At 45.8% G+C, this 18029-nt stretch carries 19 protein-coding genes; 9 read left to right on the forward strand and 10 right to left on the reverse strand.

The genetic code is table 11. The features are described 5' to 3' along the window. Positions 1-75: 75 nt before the first annotated feature. From BUC50_RS00265 to BUC50_RS00290, 6 genes are read right to left on the reverse strand one after another with little or no spacing between them, the layout of a single operon-like run. Positions 76-927 carry a peptidylprolyl isomerase gene (locus BUC50_RS00265; protein ID WP_286677032.1) on the reverse strand — a complete coding sequence of 284 codons (852 nt, stop codon included), beginning with the start codon at positions 925-927 and terminating at the stop codon, positions 76-78. Positions 928-976: 49 nt separating this feature from the next. Beyond that, positions 977-2506, reverse strand: a complete 1530-nt coding sequence (locus BUC50_RS00270) for a YbaK/EbsC family protein (protein ID WP_273313298.1) — start codon at positions 2504-2506, stop codon at positions 977-979. Between the two features lie 50 nt (positions 2507-2556). Further along, complete coding sequence (locus BUC50_RS00275) at positions 2557-2736, reverse strand: hypothetical protein (RefSeq protein WP_273015729.1); 180 nt, start codon at positions 2734-2736, stop codon at positions 2557-2559. Positions 2737-2739: 3 nt separating this feature from the next. Next, entirely contained in the window at positions 2740-3609 is an 870-nt protein-coding gene (sdaAA, locus tag BUC50_RS00280; protein ID WP_286677033.1) for an L-serine ammonia-lyase, iron-sulfur-dependent, subunit alpha, read from the reverse strand. Further along, on the reverse strand, positions 3606-4292 hold the full coding sequence (gene sdaAB, locus BUC50_RS00285) for an L-serine ammonia-lyase, iron-sulfur-dependent subunit beta (RefSeq protein ID WP_273015731.1): 687 nt from the start codon (positions 4290-4292) through the stop codon (positions 3606-3608). The genes sdaAA and sdaAB overlap by 4 nt, the downstream gene beginning before the upstream one ends. 18 nt (positions 4293-4310) lie before the next feature. After that, positions 4311-4874 (reverse strand): cytidine/deoxycytidylate deaminase family protein, encoded by a 564-nt coding sequence (locus tag BUC50_RS00290; protein ID WP_273015732.1) that lies wholly within the window; start codon positions 4872-4874, stop codon positions 4311-4313. A 476-nt stretch (positions 4875-5350) separates the two neighbouring features. Between BUC50_RS00290 and BUC50_RS00295 the strand changes: the two genes are divergently transcribed. Next, complete coding sequence (locus tag BUC50_RS00295) at positions 5351-6700, forward strand: 4Fe-4S binding protein (RefSeq protein ID WP_273015733.1); 1350 nt, start codon at positions 5351-5353, stop codon at positions 6698-6700. A gap of 66 nt (positions 6701-6766) precedes the next feature. On the opposite strand, the gene BUC50_RS00300 is transcribed toward BUC50_RS00295, so the two are convergent. The 3 genes from BUC50_RS00300 to thrC form a co-directional block, all read right to left on the reverse strand. After that, positions 6767-7957, reverse strand: coding sequence for an aminotransferase-like domain-containing protein (locus tag BUC50_RS00300; protein WP_273015734.1), 1191 nt, complete (start codon positions 7955-7957; stop codon positions 6767-6769). 122 nt (positions 7958-8079) lie between these two features. Then, positions 8080-9201, reverse strand: coding sequence for a pyridoxal-phosphate dependent enzyme (locus tag BUC50_RS00305; protein WP_213700811.1), 1122 nt, complete (start codon positions 9199-9201; stop codon positions 8080-8082). A 23-nt stretch (positions 9202-9224) separates the two neighbouring features. After that, positions 9225-10424: a threonine synthase gene (gene thrC / locus BUC50_RS00310; protein ID WP_013047485.1), complete on the reverse strand. Its 1200-nt coding sequence runs from the start codon at positions 10422-10424 to the stop codon at positions 9225-9227. A gap of 206 nt (positions 10425-10630) precedes the next feature. Here thrC and BUC50_RS00315 point away from each other — a divergent pair, with 206 nt between their 5' ends. Beyond that, positions 10631-11416, forward strand: a complete 786-nt coding sequence (locus BUC50_RS00315; protein ID WP_013047484.1) for an amino acid ABC transporter ATP-binding protein — start codon at positions 10631-10633, stop codon at positions 11414-11416. Further along, positions 11417-12979 (forward strand): ABC transporter substrate-binding protein/permease, encoded by a 1563-nt coding sequence (locus BUC50_RS00320; RefSeq protein WP_013047483.1) that lies wholly within the window; start codon positions 11417-11419, stop codon positions 12977-12979. Positions 12980-13030: 51 nt separating this feature from the next. Here BUC50_RS00320 and BUC50_RS00325 read toward each other — a convergent pair whose 3' ends face one another. Then, positions 13031-13909: a PhzF family phenazine biosynthesis protein gene (locus tag BUC50_RS00325; protein ID WP_013047482.1), complete on the reverse strand. Its 879-nt coding sequence runs from the start codon at positions 13907-13909 to the stop codon at positions 13031-13033. Between the two features lie 224 nt (positions 13910-14133). Between BUC50_RS00325 and BUC50_RS00330 the strand changes: the two genes are divergently transcribed. Genes BUC50_RS00330 through BUC50_RS00355 form a run of 6 tightly spaced genes read left to right on the forward strand, consistent with a single transcriptional unit; the run spans position 14134 to position 17925 of the window. Continuing rightward, positions 14134-14925 (forward strand): DUF4198 domain-containing protein, encoded by a 792-nt coding sequence (locus tag BUC50_RS00330; RefSeq protein ID WP_273015284.1) that lies wholly within the window; start codon positions 14134-14136, stop codon positions 14923-14925. Further along, positions 14925-15533 carry a cobalt transporter CbiM gene (gene cbiM, locus BUC50_RS00335; protein WP_273015285.1) on the forward strand — a complete coding sequence of 203 codons (609 nt, stop codon included), beginning with the start codon at positions 14925-14927 and terminating at the stop codon, positions 15531-15533. The genes BUC50_RS00330 and cbiM overlap by 1 nt, the downstream gene beginning before the upstream one ends. Further along, a complete protein-coding gene (locus BUC50_RS00340; RefSeq protein ID WP_213700814.1) occupies positions 15524-16123 on the forward strand; it encodes a NikL family nickel/cobalt ECF transporter subunit in 600 nt (199 codons plus the stop codon). Before cbiM ends, BUC50_RS00340 begins: the two co-directional genes overlap by 10 nt. After that, complete coding sequence (cbiQ, locus tag BUC50_RS00345; protein WP_213700815.1) at positions 16113-16835, forward strand: cobalt ECF transporter T component CbiQ; 723 nt, start codon at positions 16113-16115, stop codon at positions 16833-16835. Before BUC50_RS00340 ends, cbiQ begins: the two co-directional genes overlap by 11 nt. Then, positions 16832-17488 carry an energy-coupling factor ABC transporter ATP-binding protein gene (locus tag BUC50_RS00350; RefSeq protein ID WP_273015286.1) on the forward strand — a complete coding sequence of 219 codons (657 nt, stop codon included), beginning with the start codon at positions 16832-16834 and terminating at the stop codon, positions 17486-17488. Before cbiQ ends, BUC50_RS00350 begins: the two co-directional genes overlap by 4 nt. A gap of 56 nt (positions 17489-17544) precedes the next feature. Then, on the forward strand, positions 17545-17925 hold the full coding sequence (locus tag BUC50_RS00355) for an ArsR/SmtB family transcription factor (RefSeq protein ID WP_213700816.1): 381 nt from the start codon (positions 17545-17547) through the stop codon (positions 17923-17925). Positions 17926-18029: the final 104 nt, after the last annotated feature.

The raw sequence follows: 18029 nt of genomic DNA on the forward strand, positions 1-18029 counted from the left end.
GTCATCTCTGGGAAAGACAAGGCGGACAGCATTATCTGTCCGCCTTGTCTTAACAAGCTATCTCAAAGAGTTGTTCTATTGTTTATTTTCGAAGACCTTGACACCGTATTGTTTTCGAAGGCGTTCTGTTTCGTCTGTATAGATCTGAGCCCGTTTCTCACGAAGAAGGTTGGTTTCAATCTGTCCTTTAACTTCTTCAAAGGGCTGCAGTGAACCAGGTTTTTTATCTTCGAGCCTGATAATATGCCAGCCATACTGGGTCTTTACCGGCGCGCTTATTTCTCCTTTTTTAAGAGCTCCGGCAGCCTGGCTGAATTCTGGAACGACTTGGTCGCTCTGAAAATACCCAAGATCCCCTTTCTGCTCTTTAGAGGGGCAGGACGAATATTTCTGGGCAGCATCTTCGAAGGTAATCTTTTCTGTTTTTATCTCTTCTCTTATTCTTTTCGCTTCTTCTTCATTATCTACAAGAATATGGCTCGCCCTTATCTGGGACGGGATCATAAAATCCGTGACATGAGCCGTGTAATAGTCTCTGGCCTCTTTCTCGCTCACAGAAACATTGCCAAACATTTTTTCAAGAGCAACCTGACGAAGGATTTCTCTTTTTATGTTTTCAAGCCGCTCTATAAAAATTGGATCTTTCTCTACATCATTTTCTTGTGCCCATCGCACGAAGACCTCAAGGTTGACCAGTTCTTCGAGAATGGCCTTGCGTCCCTGCTCATTCTCATAGTACATGCGCTGCTGGGGGTCAAGAGATTTTATTACATCTTCTACGTCCTGCCCTTTTATTTCTACGTCTCCAACCTGGGCCAACACTTTGTCACCATCAGACTTCTCAACTTCCTTTGCCCCTGCAACTCCACTCAAGACCACCGTTGCGATTATAGCCATGGCAATTAAAAGTTTCACATTTTTCCTCATACCATATCCCTCCATACCATTTAACTCACTAATAAACGCAGCCAGTGTATCACAGCTGCGTGTCATCGTCATTGAGCAAAGAGGAGAGGAAACACGTTACATGGCATGCCTGCATTTCCTTTACTTCTTCACCGCACTGTACTTCCACGATTCCCTCAGCCGCTTTTCTCCCTACAACAACTTTTGCTGGAATGCCAAAAAGTTCAAAATCCGCAAATTTAGCGCCTGCCCTCTCATTTCTGTCATCGAAAAGAGCAACGACCCCCTGGTGAACCATTTCGTGATAGAGGTTCGTCGCCAGTTCCATGGCAGTTTCGTCTTTTATAGATGGCACAATAATATCCACATCAAAAGGCGCCAATCCCAAGGGATATGTTTTTTGTCTCGCCAGGGCCGTTATAATGCTATCAAGATGGATCCAGCCCTTCCATAACGCGCACTTCTGAGACGAGCCGCTCTGATCCTGGTAAAGGGTCTCTAGCGCGTCTTTCGGTTCTCCCCATACTGCCGCTACGCCATTCCACAGACACTTCCTCAAAGCTGAGCCGCAATGGGGGCAATCCATCCCTTCTTCAAGAAGAGCAATATCGGCAACACGTTCCGTTTTGAAATCACGCCCCCACGTCACTCCAGTGAGGTGATATTCCGGCCGATTTGCTCCTGTTACAACACCTTTGCAACCTTCCACACTTGAATCTGCGATGACAAGAAGTGTGTCAGGGAGGTCTACAGGTCCGAGGAACCCTGGCTTTTGCCCCATGATTTCAATAAGTTCTTTTTCCTCTGCAATGCGAACTTCCGTCGCCCCCAGCGATACAAGAAGCTTCCGTTCGCTTATCTGTCTATCTCCCCTGATAAGAACTGTCACCGGCTGGAAGACGCCATTCATTTCGGCCATATAGAACATGGTCTTTATTGTTTGTTCCGAAGGAACCTCGAGATAGGAGCAGAGGGCGTCTATAGACTCGGCTCCAGGGGTGAACACTTCCTGCGCTGAAGACTCCTCTTCTGTTCGAAAAGGCTTGGTTTCCCCTGCATGGGCATGGGTAGTACCATACCATCCGCAGGAAGGGCATTCTACCCCTTTTGAAGATGCGGCAAACTCGTCTTCTGCGTGGATGGCAATGTAGGCTCCTTCTTTTCCCAGTGTTGCGTCTTCTATTTTGAAACCGGACAGAGCCATGTTTTCAAGCAGGTTTTCAATGAAATACAGCAAATTTTTTTGACATTCTTCCGGTGAAGAAGCCTCTATTCCGCTGAGAAGCAACCGTCCTCCCCGAAGCTCCATTACCCGTAGAGGAAGATCCCGGTAGCTTTGAACCACCCTCTGTGCAAGCAATTGGATTCCTTCTTTTCTATAAAGAAGGTCTTCCAGCTGCTGAAAACCCTCGTCCATAAAGGCATGGATAAAGGTCCAGGCAACATTGTCCCTCAGCAATGCTCCCAAGGGAAACAAACTCCACTCCCCATGGTGAAGATCAAGGGCATAGCCTCCTCGAAGAAGACGAATAGCACCTGGATCCTGCCATCCCGCAGGTTCCTTTTTTAAAGTGGGGGTAAGCAACGTTGTCATTCTCATCCCAATGACCTCCTCGTTTGTCTGTTGGCCATCTTTCTGTTGCCAATATATCAGGATGATTTATAAAAGTATTGCATATAGGCCAGTATAAATAGGGCTATAGCCCAAACAATATCAAGCATGGCCCGTCCTGTCTGACCTGCCCTAAAGCGCCGAAGTGAAATTAGGAGCAGCGCAACTCCGCAAAGAATAACAATAATCGGCGCCAGAATCTTTGCAAAGAACTGCACGGTCTACCACCTCTCGTGGAAAATTTCCGCTACAAGACGGCGGGCCGTTGGGGTAATGGCAAGACCGCCTTGAGCCGTTTCCCGCAAAGATTCCGGGATGGCACGGCCAACCTGTGCCATAGCATCAATAACTTCATCGGCTGGAATTATTGATTCCATGCCTGCAAGAGCCATGTCCGCCCCCAAGACAGCCAGCGAAACGAGCATCCCATTTCTCTTAATGCATGGTGATTCCACCAATCCCCCTACAGGATCGCAAACGAGGCCGAGTATGGATTTGAAGGTCAGGGCAACGCTGTGCCCTATGGCTTCACTTGTCCCCCCCCGAAGGGCCACAAGAGCGGCGGCTCCCATGGCTGCTGCAGCGCCGCATTCAGCCTGACAGCCTCCTTCAGCTCCTGCCAGTGTCGCTCTGGAAGCTACGACTTCCCCTACAGAGCCAGCCACTATCAAAGCATCGACAAGGGCTTCTTCCTCAGGGCGGAAAAGCTCTTTATAGGCAAAAAGGAGGCCTGGCAAAATGCCGCAGCTCCCCGCTGTAGGAGCCGCCACAATACGACCCATCGCAGCATTATAGGTTGCCACCGCCAAAGCGATCTCGCTGGCTCGCAATATATACTCGCTGGATAAAGATTGTTGGCTTTGAGAGTAGTCATTCAATTTCCCAAAATCAGATTTAACGATTTTACCATTCCATTTTTGAGAGAGGGCATCAGAAACAGACTTTTCCATATCTATAAGCCGCTCCTTCATTCCGTCTCGAATATGCTCGATAGAGAGACCTGTTTCCAGTCCTTCCTTCGATAATGCTGCTTGGCAAAATGAGCAGTTTTGGTTCAGGCTCAGAGCTATAACTTCCGCAAGTGATCTCATGATACGTTTCCTCCCTCATTGTATAGGGGCAATACCCGTTCAATAGATGGGTGCGCCTTCTCAATAGCCTCCCTGACACTTCTATGGGGCGGAGACTGAAGGTCGAGTTCGATAACAAGGGAAGCCTTTCCTCCCCTGGATTTTCGATACAGGCTCAATGTGGCAATATTGATCTTCATATCTGCAAAGAGCCTTGTTACTGCCGCGACCACACCATGGGTATCCTGATGAAAGGTTATAAGAGAAGGGAGCTCTCCTGACACACTCACGTTAAAGCCGTCAACCTGTTGAAGCTCTACTGCCCCGCCGCCAATAGAGGCTCCGATAACCTCAAGGGTTCTGCCATCTTTGCCGGTAAAAACAAATCGGGCAGAATTCGGATGTGCCCCATCTATCTCTTCGGCATCAAAACGATAATTGAACTTTCGCTCTCTTGCGATCAGCAAGGCGTCACGCAACCGAATATCATCTGGAGCCATATCGAGAAGTCCGGCAATGAGGGCTCGATCTGTTCCATGCCCATAGCTTGTGTGGGCGAAACTCCCGCGCAAAAATATTTCAACACTTTCCAGGGGATCACCTCCCCAGCATGCTAAAGCCAGTCGGCCAAGACGGGCCGCACCGGCAGTATGACTGGAAGATGGACCGATCATAACCGGCCCTATAATATCTGTAAGTGCCATATTTTTTCCTCCTTCATTTCAAGATCGTTTTTTCTCTCTCGCCTGGTATACATCTGACAGTTCATTATATATGCGTTGCAGCTTTTCTAACCTCGCCTTTGCAAGATCAGGCTCGCTCAGTTGCGAAACCATCTCCTGTAAGGAAAAACTTTCAAAAAATTTGTTTTTACGACTTGGCTTGGGGCAATTAAAGACTTCATTTAAAATTTGGATATCGTAGGGAATGTTAAAAGCGTTTCTTGTTTGTTCATACCCAAAAAGAAAATAAATCTGAGGAAACCCTGACCACGCAATGGAAGAAAGGCACATGGAACAGGGTTCATGTGTTGAGAGAAAGATACATTCTTTAGGATCGGGATGGTCAGCAAGTTCGAAAAATTTTTTTATAGTATAGACTCCCCCATGCCAAAGGGGGCTCCACCCTTCATGATTTGTTTCTGCCACTACAAGGGAGAGGTCAGAACGACGCACAATGGCCGCGCCAAAAATTTTATGGCCATGGGCCACCGCCAAACGGGTTTCGGGAACAATAAAATCTTCAATGACATCAAGCATTCTCCAAAATACTTTTTCCTGATCCATTATCTTCCCCCCTTTACAACATTATATCCCGAAGTTCTTTTCTCAGGATTTAAAAAAACCATCGCCAATGTTAAATAAAATTAATGCTTGAATTTAGCTGTTTTTTATGTTACTTTCAAATTGATAGCAATTGTTTATCTATTCACTAGATTTAGTTTTTTCAACCGCGCCTCGTGCGTGTCAAAAAGCAACTTCTCTCAAAAAATGCAAGGACTCCCAACGGCATAGGTGAGGAGGTGAATATGTATGAACGCCTTAACCATGATCTGGCTCGTTATTGGCGTAGGTATAATCGCTGCCGTTCTCATTATCAAAAAGAAACGGAGTGATGAAAGTACCGGTGATTAGAAAAACGTAGCCCTTCGTCTCTGCGTTCGTTACAAATACCTCCGTGGAGTACGTCTTTTTGCCGATAGCCAAAACCTCTCTTCTAAAAGATAATTTTAAACAAAGGAGTAAAAGAAGGGGGTACGACTATGAAATCGCAAAAGATCCGTCTGGCCGTTCAACTTGCATTTCTCATCTTCTTATCATGGATAGGCTATCGGCATCAACTTCTAGGAGGCGGCCCCGAAGGAATGCCGCCAGTAGATGCTTTATGCCCATTTGGAGGTATAGAGGGATTATATGCTTATTTAAAAACAGGGACATGGCTAAGAAGATTGGCACCAAGCTCTCTTGTGTTGTTTGCTGGTGTTGTAGCAATGACTGTTGTCGTAGGGCGTATTTTTTGCAGCTGGATCTGCCCCTTGGGAACCATAGGCGAGCTTTCCGCAAAAGCGGCTCGAAAATTGGCCATAACCCCCAGAGAGCTGCCAGAGTCTGTTGATCGACCAGCACGATATCTAAAGTATGCCGTTCTCGCCCTCATTCTCTTTTTTACATGGAAACTCGGCACCCTCGCATGGCGTAATTATGATCCGTGGGTAGCATGGATGCACCTCAGCGCAGGCTGGAAAGAAGTAGTGGAAAAGCCCTGGGCATATATAGTGCTCTTTGGTGCTGTAATTGCCGCGAGTTTATGGATTGAGCGATTCTGGTGCCGTTATCTTTGTCCTCTCGGAGCCCTTCTTGCCCTTGGCCAGAAATTAAGCCTGGTAAAGATTCGTCGAAATGATTCATCTTGTATTCATTGTCATTTATGTCATACGTCATGTCCCGTGAATCTCAACCCTGAAGCAAAAGAAACAGAAAACAGCGCGGAATGTATTGCCTGTGGACGATGTGCTGACACGTGTCCTGTGGAGAAAACTCTCTCTTTCGGAAAGAAAAAGAAGTTCTTCTCCTCTCTCGCCGTCGGAATAGTCGGTTTACTTCTCTTCTTTGGTTTTTACGGTGCGGCCCGTCTATCTGGGGAATGGACGACCTACGCCCCATCTACTACTGAAGGAGTAAGGAATGCAGCAGGCGGTATCTATGGGTGGATGACCCTTCACCAGGTGGCGGAAACTGTGAAACTTACCGAGGAGGAGGTTATTGCCATTACAAATCTTCCGGCTGGCATTCCTCGCGATGTATCGCTAAAAAACATTGAAGGGGTTAATGATGAGGAACTTCGAGCACTCCTTGAAGCCTATTTGGAAAAACAAAAAATCGAGATCCCTTCGTCCCCCCAAACAACCCCTCAAAACCCGGAAGAAATAAAAGGTTCGTTGACGCTGTCGAGCATTGCAGAAACCTATGGACTCGCACCTGAAAAGATACTGGCTGAGGCAGGATGGCCCATGGATGCCCCAAAGGACAAGCCTTTAAAGGAACTCGCCGCAGAATACAAAACAGAAGTAAGTGTTATTCGTGAAGCAGTGAAAAAGCTTTTAAAACAGTAGCGACGTTTTCTTCAGGGCAATATATTAGGGGAGCCTGGCTCGTTACTGAGCCAGGCTCCCCTATCTTTAACAAAGGTGTTCTTTTATAGCGTTTCCAAGTAGTTTGATTCCCTGTACAATTCTCTCTGGCGGCATGTTGGAATAGTTCAAGCGCAAGGTGTTCTCATGGCCGCCGTTAGGGAAGAAGGCTCCTCCCGGTACAAAGGCAACCTTCTTTTCAATACAGGTCATGAGCAAGTCTCTGGCACTGAGATTTTCAGGCAACACTACCCATGTAAAAAGCCCGCCTTCCGGCACGGTGTATGAAGCTGAAGGCGGCAACTCCGCCTTCATCGCCTCTATCATAATGTCGCACCGTTCCTTATAGACATCTATGATACGAGCTACATGAGCGTCAAGATCGTACATTTCCATATAGGTGTCGATCTCATACTGACTCAGCGTAGGGGAATGAAGATCAGCAGCCTGCTTAAGGTACGAAAACTTTTCATATATTTCTCCTTCTGCGCAAAGCCAGGCAATTCTCATTCCCGGACAAAAGATCTTCGAGAAGGTTCCAAGAAGAACCACCTGCCCCTTTGTGTCAAAAGATTTCAGAGAAGGGGGTACGACCCCTTTAAATCGAAGCTCCCCATAGGGGTTATCTTCAAAGACCACTATATTGTAACGGTTAATAACTTCCATAAAGGCTCTTCTTCTCTCAAAAGTCCACGTTTTGCCTGTAGGGTTCTGAAAATCTGGAATAACGTAGACTGCTTTGGCTCTTTTTTCTCTTTTCAGAGCCTTTTCGAGAGCCTCTGGTACCATTCCGTCTTCGTCTGTCTCGACGTCCACGTACCGCGGGTTATAGCCGTTAAAGGCACTGAGAGCACCGAGATAAGTAGGGCTTTCGCATAAGATGACATCTCCGTCGTCGATAAACATCTTAGCCAACAGGTCAAGAGACTGTTGGGATCCCGTGGTAATCATTATGTTGCCGCTCTCCAAACGGGTCTGGTATTTCCGGTTCATCCGGCTCGCAATCTTTTCCCGCAAAGGAACATGTCCTTCTGTTGTCGAGTATTGCAAGGCTTTTCTACCATGCTTCTCGAGAACATGAGCAACAACTTCTTTCATCTCATCAATCGGAAATAGTTCTGGAGCCGGAAGGCCGCCGGCGAAAGAAATAATCTCAGGATCAGCTGTCACCTTTAGAATGGCGGCGATATCCGATGCCTGAAAATTTTTCATCCGCTCTGCAAAAATGTATTTGTTCATAGTAGAGCCCTCCTGTTGGTTAAGAATTTTAGGGCGGATTATATCAGGAAAGAGGGCTTTATGGGAAGGGATATTCCTAAATTATCAAATTATATGCGTATTTATAAAATTCATTCTGTTATTTATTTTAAGTGCAAAATCTTATCAGTGGCCTTCAAGCCAGAACCCGAAAGGAAGGCCACTGTTATTTCGCTGGTTAAAAGCTTCCCCTGGCCTTCCAGTTTAGCCAATGCTGCCGCTACAACTGCACTGGTTGGTTCTACATACAGGCCGGCCTTGGCCAAATCATAAAAACCTCTTTTTATCTCCTCTTCATCAACTGCCAGCATTTCCCCCCCTGTTTTCCTGATAGCGGCAAGAACTTCCCTTCCCCGTACAGGCAGGGCGGAACTAATTCCCTCCGCTATGGTTTCCCGTTTCTCTATTTGGACGGGCTCTGCTTTCCCCTGAATAAAAGCCTCATAGAGGGGGGCGCAATTCTTTGCCTGAACAGCGATGATTTGAGGAAAGCGAGAGATGATCTTTGATTGAAGAAGATGTCGGAAGGCAAGATAACAGCCCAGAACGAGGCTTCCCTGCCCTGCCGGAACAATGATCTTATGAGGCGCTGTGCACTGGAGTTGTTCCCATATTTCAAAAGCATAGGTCTTAATTCCATGAACAAAATAGGGGCTCCAGTTATGACTGGCATAATAAGTATGGGATGCCGCCTGCTCTGCAGCTCTAGTGGTGTCTTCCCGACTTCCCGGAACCCGTACAAGTTCTGCCCCATAACTTTCAATCTGGACACACTTGCCTGCAGAGGTATATTCCGGAACAAAAATTTGACAATGAATGCCTGCCCGAGCGGCATAAGCAGCCATAGCTGCCCCTGCATTGCCCGACGAATCTTCAACAATGGAAGAGATGCCCAGTTCTTTCAGCCTTGTTACCTCATAGGCAACTCCCCGATCCTTATAGGAACCGGTGGGACAGAGATAATCAAGCTTAAAGAAAACCCGGCCGGATTTCCATGGCAAGGGAACAAGGGGGGTAAGACCTTCACCAAGAGAAACAGGAATCGTTCCATCCCTTAAAGGAAGAGCCTCTTTATACCGCCAAAGTGATGAAGGGCGGGATTGCAAAGCTTCCTGCGAAGGAAATCGGGTTTCGTCAACGTGGAGAAGAAGCGCCCCGCCGCAGGGGCACCTCCAATACTTACTGTCCTCTTCATGTTGTTGATGACACCGCTCACACAGCAGCATTCTCCCTTACTCCCCTTTGCCTTTCATTTCACTGCAAGAAGCTTCTCAAGATCATCTATAAGACACTCTTCGGCATTGAGATTGTAGGCATCGAAAACAGCTGTGTATTTCAACCCGCTCCCTGTAAGGATACATGCCGCTCTCTGTTCTGAAGAGATAGAGCCAGTTTGCCGCAGTTTTTTAAGGGCCGCCAGCGAAACAGCTGAAGCTGGCTGAACAAACAACCCCATCCCTGCCAGTTCTAGCTGAGATTCATAAATGCTCTCTTCTGAAACTGCCACAGCTACCCCCCTTTGCCTGTGAAGCATTCTTAACACCTGGTTGCCGCTTGGGGGGAAAGGGTTTTCTATGGCGTGGGCGACAGTGTGGGGGTTGGGGAACCGCTCAATAGTGAGAGAATTCTTTTCGTAGGCTCTCGCTATTGGTGCACATCCTTCTGCCTGAGCCGCGACAATCGTTGGTATGTGAGGAATAAGCCCGGATTTGTAAAACTCTCTAAACCCTTTTTCTATGCCTCGAATGTTGCCGCCGGCACTTGTTGGTATAATAACAAAGTCAGGAACATTAAACTCTGTCTGTTCACATATTTCAAAAGCAATGGTCTTAGACCCTTCGACCCTGAAGGGAACGTCGGAATTCATAAAGTAGATGCCATATCTTTCTCCCAGGCGGAGGCTTTCTTCGTAAAGTCGGTCATAGTCGCCCAGAGCCTTGATCAGACGGGCATTATAGATGGCAACCGGATTGAGTTTTTCAGAAGGGATATCCCCCTTCACAAGGATTGTCGTTTCAAGGCCTGCTCTTGCCCCGAAAGCAGCTACGGAAGCTGCCATATTTCCTGTAGAGACAGTTCCGATTCGGCGAAAACCAAGTTCAATGGCATGGTGAATGGACGCGGCTGTTCCCCGGTCTTTAAAAGACCACGTGGGGTTTACTGTTTCGTTCTTTAAAAATATTTCTTTCACCCCGTATTTTTCAGCAAAGGAGGGAGCTGAAAGAAGGGGGGTCATTCCTTCGCCAAGGGAAAGACCGCTGCAACTGGACTGAAAGGGGAAAAAGCTCTTATACCGTTTGAAGATGTCCGATCGTTCTTCCGTATCGATATTCTTTGAAATAAACTCCTCGATCTCAAGTGGCTCCCTGCACTTTTGGCAACGTGCAAGGTTCTCTCGAAGAGAAAACGTTGATCCGCAGGCAGTGCATATAAGCTTTTTTTCTAACATCGAAAAAGATCCCTCCCTGTTAATATCCATAATGAAATTATAACGTATAGAAAAACATTATTTTTTGTTTTTTCCTTTAAATTTACATCTTGCATCTGCTTTTTTTTCTGTCATACTATGCCTGCTTGTAATCAAAATATGAAGACTCAAAACCAAATCGGGGAGAGTGAAATCACACAAAAAAATAGTTAGGAGGTTGAGACGGGTTGACACGTGCGGCTATACCTTTGATTCACGTTGAAAATCTGTACAAGAGCTTTGAGGATGGAGAAGTTTTGAATGGAATCTCCATAGACATTCATGAGGGGGATCTGGTCTCTATCATAGGGCCGTCAGGATGCGGCAAGTCAACGTTCTTACGGTGTCTCAATTGTCTCGAGTACATCGATTCCGGAACCATTACTATCGCCGGCGTTACGGTAAGCCGCACCGGCAAGGAAAAGGAACTGGACAAAAGCTTTCTGGAAGCCTGTCATCATATGAGACAGGAAGTTGGAATGGTATTTCAAAGTTTTAATCTTTTTCCTCACCGGACCGTTCTCGAAAATGTTATGCTGGCCCCTATGGTCGTTAAAAAGGCCAGTGAAGAAGAAGCTCATGAAATAGCGTTGAGATTGCTTGAAAAAGTTGGCCTTTCCGAACACGCCCACAAATATCCAGCCACCCTATCTGGCGGACAAACTCAACGTGGGGCTATTGCTCGCGCCCTCGCCATGAATCCCAAAGTCATGCTCTATGATGAACCGACTTCAGCCCTCGACCCCGAATTAGTGGGGGAAGTTCTGCAGGTCATGAAAGATCTTGATAATGAAGGCATGACTCAGATCATCGTAACCCATCAAATGCGATTCGCCCGCAACGCTTCTGACTATATTGTCTTTATGGACGGCGGGGAGATCGTTGAAATGGCTGACGGCGATGTTCTGTTTGAAACACCTCAAAACAAACGAACGAAAGCATTTCTCAGACACTTTTCAGAGGATGTAGCATAAATGAAAAGGCTGATACGATTCCTTTGCGCTCTGTTTATTGTTTTTGCGGCGTGTGGGTCTCCTCTCTACGCTACCGATAAACCTGTGCTCAAATGGGGAGGAGATACTGAGGGGGGCGTACCCTATATGTTCTACGATCCCTTCGATATGGATCGCCTCATTGGCTACGAAGTGGAGATCATAGATGCCATCGCCGATTATCTTGGTATGGAAACCGAATTTGTCCAGAACGGATGGGATAATCTTATTCCTGGCCTGGAACGACATTTATACGATGTCACCCTTGATGGCCTTGAAATCACGCCGGAACATAAAGAGGTTGTAAATTTCTCCATACCTTACTACGCAACCTTTCTACAGATTGCCGTCCGGAAGGGGACAAAAGACATTGAAACCCTTGAAGATTGCAAGGGAAAAGTTGTGGGAACCCTAAAACAATCCTATGCTTATTTCACCCTCGTAGAGGCCGGCATTAAGGACATACGAACCTACGAAGATGAGATCAATGCCTTTAACGATCTCGAAAACGGACGTCTTGACGCAACACTCTTTGACGATCCCATCGGCGTCTACTATGCAGGGTTCAACCCTGAAATAGTATTTGTGGGCCCTCCCGTTGGACGTATGGAGTATGGAATTGCTGTTCGCAAAGAAGACAAGCAACTGCTTTCAGATATAAATGAAGCTATCGTCTATCTTCGAGACAGCGGGAAACTTCGGGAGATCTATGACCGCTGGAACATGTGGAGCCCCATGATGGCCGAAATGTTTCAGGATTTTTCTCCAAGCAAGATCGAAGCTTCCATGTTCAACCATTGGGCGGAACACCAAAAACCTGACATTACTTTAGCCAAACGGTTAAATCGATACGCAAGCTTCCTGCCTATATTGGGCAAGGCAGCCATCGTTACCATGAAGGTATCCATTGCATCTATGGTTCTGGCTATTTTCCTCGGCCTGCTTTTGGCCATGACTAAAATATTTGGGCCTACTTTGCTCTCTCGTCTGGCCATCGGATATATTGAGGCAATTCGGGGAACGCCTGTCCTGATTCAGCTCTTCTTTATATTTTATGGTCTCCCCAACATAGGGATAAAACTGAGCCCGTTCTTTGCCGGAATATTAGGCCTTGGGCTCAATTACGCCGCCTATGAAGCTGAAAACTACAGAGCTGGGCTCCTATCTGTGCCTCGCCAACAAATGGAAGGGGCTTTGGCTCTTGGAATGACACGGTGGCAGGCTCTGAGACACGTGGTATTGCCTCAGGCCTTGCGAGTCGCCTTGCCACCGGTAACCAATGACTTTATCTCTCTTTTGAAAGATTCGTCACTGGTCTCCGTCATTACCATGGTGGATTTGACAAAGGCCTATGGCCAGCTGGCTACAACCTATTACGACTATTTCGGCACTGGCATTATTGTTGCCATCATTTATTTTTTGCTTGGGTTGCCCTTCGTGCGCCTGGCGCGATGGACTGAAAAGAAAATGGCCGTTGCCGTAAAAGGCGGGAAGAGACAAAAAAACTCCGGCTCTTTAGTCGGGAAAAAACCTGGTTCCTATTGATCAAAATAGTTAATCAGATAAAAGGGCTGTCCACGAAAAGGACAGCCCTTTTTAGATCAACTCGCCCTTTGCTACAAAAATGACGCTTCCGCCCACGTGTACATCAATTTTTCCGCCATCCTGGTCGGATGCAGAGAGAAAAAGAAGAGAGGGACGCTGAAGAGAGTATCCCTGTTCTACCCTCACATCCTCTATTACAGATGCCCCCATGACCTTATGGCGAACAAGATAGGCAGCCAGGCACCCTCCAGAGCTTCCCGTTGCGGGATCTTCTTCCACCCCGAAACACGAGGTAAGAACCCTGACATGAAGATGGTTATGTCTGTGGATAGGTTCTTTGCAATAGATTGAAATTGCGACTTTGCCCATTCTCTCTATGAAATCCTCGTATTCATTACGATTTATGCAGATTCGACTCAGGACCTCTCTTCGTTTAAGAGGCACTATAACTGTGGGCAAACCGGTGGAAACCCATTGGACAGGGGCACCTGTTTCTATTTCCTTTGCATCAATGGACAACACCCTCGCCAGATCTTCGGGGGGATAGACAGGGCCGAACTCTGGCTGGTTCTGCTTCATAATATAAAGATGATCCTTTCTCATCACGGGAATCGGCCCAACCTGGAGGTTTAAAGTAATAAAATCAGGGTTTCCAGGCGCTATTTCCCTGGCGATAACAGCAGCTGTTCCCAAAGTGGGATGGCCTGCAAAAGGGACTTCCCCCCCTGGAGTAAATATCCGTGCAGGATAGCCTCCGTTTACTGGAGAATGATTCAAAATAAAGGTTGTTTCTGAATAGTTCATCTCTCTCGTAATACTCTCCATATCCTCTTTCGAAAGATCTCCTGCTCCAAGAACTACAGCAAGCTGGTTCCCCGAATATTTTTTTTCCGCAAAAACATCTACAATATAAAATTCATGCTTCTTCATGATTGCCCCTCCCTTCATTTTCAATTTTCAATGTCATAAACCAAGCTGCCACCGGTACTCTTTTAACCTGATAAAACAATGTCGGTATCAAAAAACACAAGAAAGCAAAGCGGACTATGAACCTTTTATATATTATACCGTTATTTAACTTGACAAACTAAGTCCAAAGAGTAACACTATAATAGAAATTCGTGTTACGATAATTTTTGAGGGGGTTTTTAGCGGTGAGAATCTGGAAAAAACAAATTATTGTTCCTCTTGTTATGGTTTGCTCTTTATTTGTTTTTGCCTCTCCATTACGGGCACATTTTCAAGTTATTATTCCTAATCAAAATATCGTATCCCAAGATGACAACAAACAAATTGATCTTGATCTTCTCTTCACACATCCTTTTGAACAACACCTTATGAATATGGAAAAGCCCGTTCAATTTGGGGTTCTGGTTCGCTCAGAAAAAACAGATCTTCTGAACTTTCTTAATGAAAAAATATCTAAAGACGGTTTGAAAAGCTGGAAGGCATCTTATGTAGTAAAACGCCCCGGAGACCATATCTTTTACGTAGAACCCTCTCCATATTGGGAGCCAGCAGAAAACAAATATATTATTCATTACACAAAAACCGTTGTTAACGCGTTCGGAATGAAAGATGGCTGGGATGAAGCAGTAGGGCTTCGTGCAGAAATTCTTCCTCTTACTCATCCTTATGGTCTGTGGGCAGGAAATGTTTTTCAAGGAAAAGTTTTAGTTGATGGAAAACCTGTTTCCGGCGCAGACGTAGAAGTCGAGTTTTATAATGATAAAAAGGCCATTAAAGCTCCGGCTGATCCTTTTATTACTCAAGTAGTACGCACAGATGACCAAGGTATTTTTACGTATGTAATGCCTTGGGAAGGCTGGTGGGGTTTTGCAGCTCTTTCCGATGCTCCTGAAACAATGAAAACTCCTGATGGTAAAAATGATGCCGCTATAGAATTAGGGGCAGTTTTATGGCTGAAAACGGTGAATAAAAACTAATGCATATTGCGGAAGGCGTTCTTTCTCTCCCTGTTCTTCTCATTGGGGCAACAGGAGCTGCTGCAGGTGTCGCAGTAGGCTTAAAAAGAATTGATGCAAAGATGATCCCTCGTGCGGGAATTGTCTCTGCTGCTTTGTTTGTTTCATCTCTTATACATATCAACATCGGTCCGACAAGTGCCCACCTGGTTTTGAACGGCATTGGAGGCCTTATATTAGGAATGGGTCTTTTTCCCTCATATCTTGTTGCTCTCTTTCTTCAGGCCCTTCTTTTCCAATTCGGAGGGGTTGTGGTGCTCGGAGTCAATACATGCACCATGAGTCTATCTGGCGTATTGGGAGGTCTATTAGGACGATATGTTCTTCATCTTGGCAAGCCTGCCTGGCTTGCCGGGGCTCTTGCTGGAGCGACAGGAGTAGCTGGCGCCGGTATTTTTACGGCCCTTGCCCTTGCAGGAAGTGGTGAGGTATTTTTCATGACTGCCAAACTTATTCTTCTTGCCCATATTCCCATTATGGGAATAGAGTCTCTTATCGGAGCTTTTGTCGCAGCATACGTCTTTCGCACTATGCCATCTCTTTTGGAGGAATGGGAGAAATGGAAATAAAAACGTTATCCCTTAAATTTGTGAGTATAACTCTACTTCTTTTTTTGTGGACTGGCGTTGCGTCTGCCCATAAATTAAATGTTTTCGCCTATATGGAAAACAACACCCTTGTTGGAGAAGCCTATTTCAATGATGGAGCGCCTGCCCGTCATTCTGCAATACACGTTAAAAATGCTAAAAATAACAGCCTCATCGTCGAAGGAACGACAGACGAAAAGGGGCAATTTTCTATCCCCGTTGATGCAACAGGCATTCAATCTCTTCTAGTCTCGGTAAATGGCGGTATAGGACATCTGGGTCAAACTATAGTAACCATAGAAGCAGCAGAACCAAACGATAGAATTGAAAAAACAGCTTTCGCGGCACCAGAAAGTTCAAATACAACAAGTTCTCTTTCTGAAGAAAAGATTTCTGCTCTCACACAAGAAATTGTTCAGAAAGAAATAGCCCCTATCAGGAACGAACTTTCTCTGCTCCGGAAGGAACTTTCGAAACCTAAATTCAGTGAAATTATCGGAGGGATAGGGTATATTGCAGGCCTTGCCGGGATGGCTTTCTGGGCTGGAGGGCGTAAAAAATATGGGCAATAGCAACTTCCCTTCATTGAATTGCCAAGTTTATATTCCTGATAGTTTTTTAAGTCGAGTCTCTGCAGCAATCAAAGTCGTGCTCGTCTTTCTTTTCGCCTTATGTGTCGCTCTTTTGCCATCAGTTGCCGCTCAATTTTTTCTGCTGATGTATGCCTTTATGCTTGTCACTATTGCCCGTATTCCTATCAAAGTTATTATCACTCGCCTTCTTGCCCTTGATAGCTTTCTTCTTATGATGTGGCTCACGCTTCCCCTTTCCTCTGAAAATGGTGTGCGCCTCGCATTGCTTATTACAATACGAACTCATGCGGCAACTTTGGCTTTTATCTCATTTTTACGAACAACAACAATGCCAGATCTTTTACAGGCACTTCATCGTCTTCACGTGCCTCAAAAACTTATTCTTTTGCTCCATTTTACCTATCGATACGCTCACGTTTTATCGGAAGAAGCACAAAAAATTCACAAAAGCATGGTGTTAAGGGGATTTCATCCCACTGTATCCTTTTCAACTTTTAGAGCTTACGGCAACCTCGTCGGTATGCTGCTTATACGAAGTATCATTCGTTCAGAGCGAGTTTTTAAAGCTATGGCGTTACGAGGTTTTAACGGCTCTTTTCCCTTTTCCACCTTTTGCGCGACATCCTCCCCCCCTGATACTCTTTGCATGGCAGCCCTCTACATTTTGTTGGCTGGGTGTTTTATTCTATGATGCCACTGTTACGTTTAAAAAATATTGCTTTTACCTATCCCAGAAGTTTGCCTCTGTTTACAAATCTCTCTTTCGAAATTTTTGAGAATGAAAAAATTTATATTCGAGGGGAAAATGGTGCGGGTAAAACAACTCTTTTCTCTTTGATAATGGGCCTGCTTCGCCCACAGAAGGGAGACATTATTGTTAAGGGGAAAGTTATTAAAAACCAAAAGGATCTTCGATATTTACGTCAAACCATAGGTTTTCTTTTTCAAGATCCCGATGACCAGCTCTTTTGCCCGACCCTGCTTGATGATGTGCTCTTTGGCCCTCTCAATAGAGGAATAAACAAAGAAGAAGCCTATGAACAAGCTATCAATGTTTTGAAAACCCTTAACATAGACAACCTCGCTCATACCCCTCCTTACGCCCTTTCAGGAGGACAAAAGAGACTCGGGGCCTTAGCTGCTGTTCTTGCAATGAAACCAGACCTGCTGCTGCTCGACGAACCCTCAAGCGGTCTTGATAAAAGGGCCTGGCAAAACCTTGTAGACGTTCTAAATCAACTTGACATGGCTCTCATTATTGCCTCACATGACATTCCCTTTCTAGAGCATGTAACCCGCCGGGGATATGAGCTCTCATCTGGAATGCTCACATTTGCGCAATAGGCATTGACAGGTACCCCTCCTTATGTGGTAATATCGCCACATAAGGAGGGGTTGACTTGGACGCAAACCTACAACGGGAAAAAGCAGCTATTTTCAAAGCCCTAGGTCATCCTGTTCGTCTTTCTATTGTGGAAACTCTGGAAAAGAGAGAGATGTGTGCCTGTGAAATAGCGGAACTTTTTCACTTTGACAGGACGACGATCAGCAAACATTTAGCCATACTCCGCGATCTCCACATTATTGAAGATCGAAAGGACGGGCTGCATATTTACTATTCTCTGAAAATGCGCTGCCTCGCTTCAATGCTTCAATGTGTTGAGCGCGTTATCCAGGGGCATCCAGTTTATGAGGAACATTACTTACAGTGTTTTTGTGCGGCGAGAAAGGAGAGGGAAGATGAAAATACAGATATTAGGAACAGGTTGCCCAAAATGTAAAAAACGGTAGTGCGGAAAATTTTGTGTAAACATCCCCGAGCCGGTCTGTAACCATGAATTTAGCGGATTCTTCGTTCAACAGAGCAGTTTCACCCTGTCGCCGA

It is taken from the genome of Aminobacterium sp. EBM-42, assembly GCF_001896635.1.
Lineage (GTDB): Bacteria > Synergistota > Synergistia > Synergistales > Aminobacteriaceae > Aminobacterium > Aminobacterium colombiense.

Bases quoted from the DNA above. Each gene is read 5' to 3' on its own strand.
- BUC50_RS00265 (WP_286677032.1), bottom strand. From the start codon at position 927: ATGAGGAAAAATGTGAAACTTTTAATTGCCATGGCTATAATCGCAACG.
- BUC50_RS00270 (WP_273313298.1), bottom strand. From the start codon at position 2,506: ATGAGAATGACAACGTTGCTTACCCCCACTTTAAAAAAGGAACCTGCG.
- sdaAA (WP_286677033.1), bottom strand. From the start codon at position 3,609: ATGAGATCACTTGCGGAAGTTATAGCTCTGAGCCTGAACCAAAACTGC.
- sdaAB (WP_273015731.1), bottom strand. From the start codon at position 4,292: ATGGCACTTACAGATATTATAGGGCCGGTTATGATCGGTCCATCTTCC.
- BUC50_RS00290 (WP_273015732.1), bottom strand. From the start codon at position 4,874: ATGGATCAGGAAAAAGTATTTTGGAGAATGCTTGATGTCATTGAAGAT.
- BUC50_RS00295 (WP_273015733.1), top strand. From the start codon at position 5,351: ATGAAATCGCAAAAGATCCGTCTGGCCGTTCAACTTGCATTTCTCATC.
- BUC50_RS00300 (WP_273015734.1), bottom strand. From the start codon at position 7,957: ATGAACAAATACATTTTTGCAGAGCGGATGAAAAATTTTCAGGCATCG.
- BUC50_RS00305 (WP_213700811.1), bottom strand. From the start codon at position 9,201: ATGCTGCTGTGTGAGCGGTGTCATCAACAACATGAAGAGGACAGTAAG.
- thrC (WP_013047485.1), bottom strand. From the start codon at position 10,424: ATGTTAGAAAAAAAGCTTATATGCACTGCCTGCGGATCAACGTTTTCT.
- BUC50_RS00320 (WP_013047483.1), top strand. From the start codon at position 11,417: ATGAAAAGGCTGATACGATTCCTTTGCGCTCTGTTTATTGTTTTTGCG.
- BUC50_RS00325 (WP_013047482.1), bottom strand. From the start codon at position 13,909: ATGAAGAAGCATGAATTTTATATTGTAGATGTTTTTGCGGAAAAAAAA.
- cbiM (WP_273015285.1), top strand. From the start codon at position 14,925: ATGCATATTGCGGAAGGCGTTCTTTCTCTCCCTGTTCTTCTCATTGGG.
- BUC50_RS00340 (WP_213700814.1), top strand. From the start codon at position 15,524: ATGGAAATAAAAACGTTATCCCTTAAATTTGTGAGTATAACTCTACTT.
- cbiQ (WP_213700815.1), top strand. From the start codon at position 16,113: ATGGGCAATAGCAACTTCCCTTCATTGAATTGCCAAGTTTATATTCCT.
- BUC50_RS00350 (WP_273015286.1), top strand. From the start codon at position 16,832: ATGATGCCACTGTTACGTTTAAAAAATATTGCTTTTACCTATCCCAGA.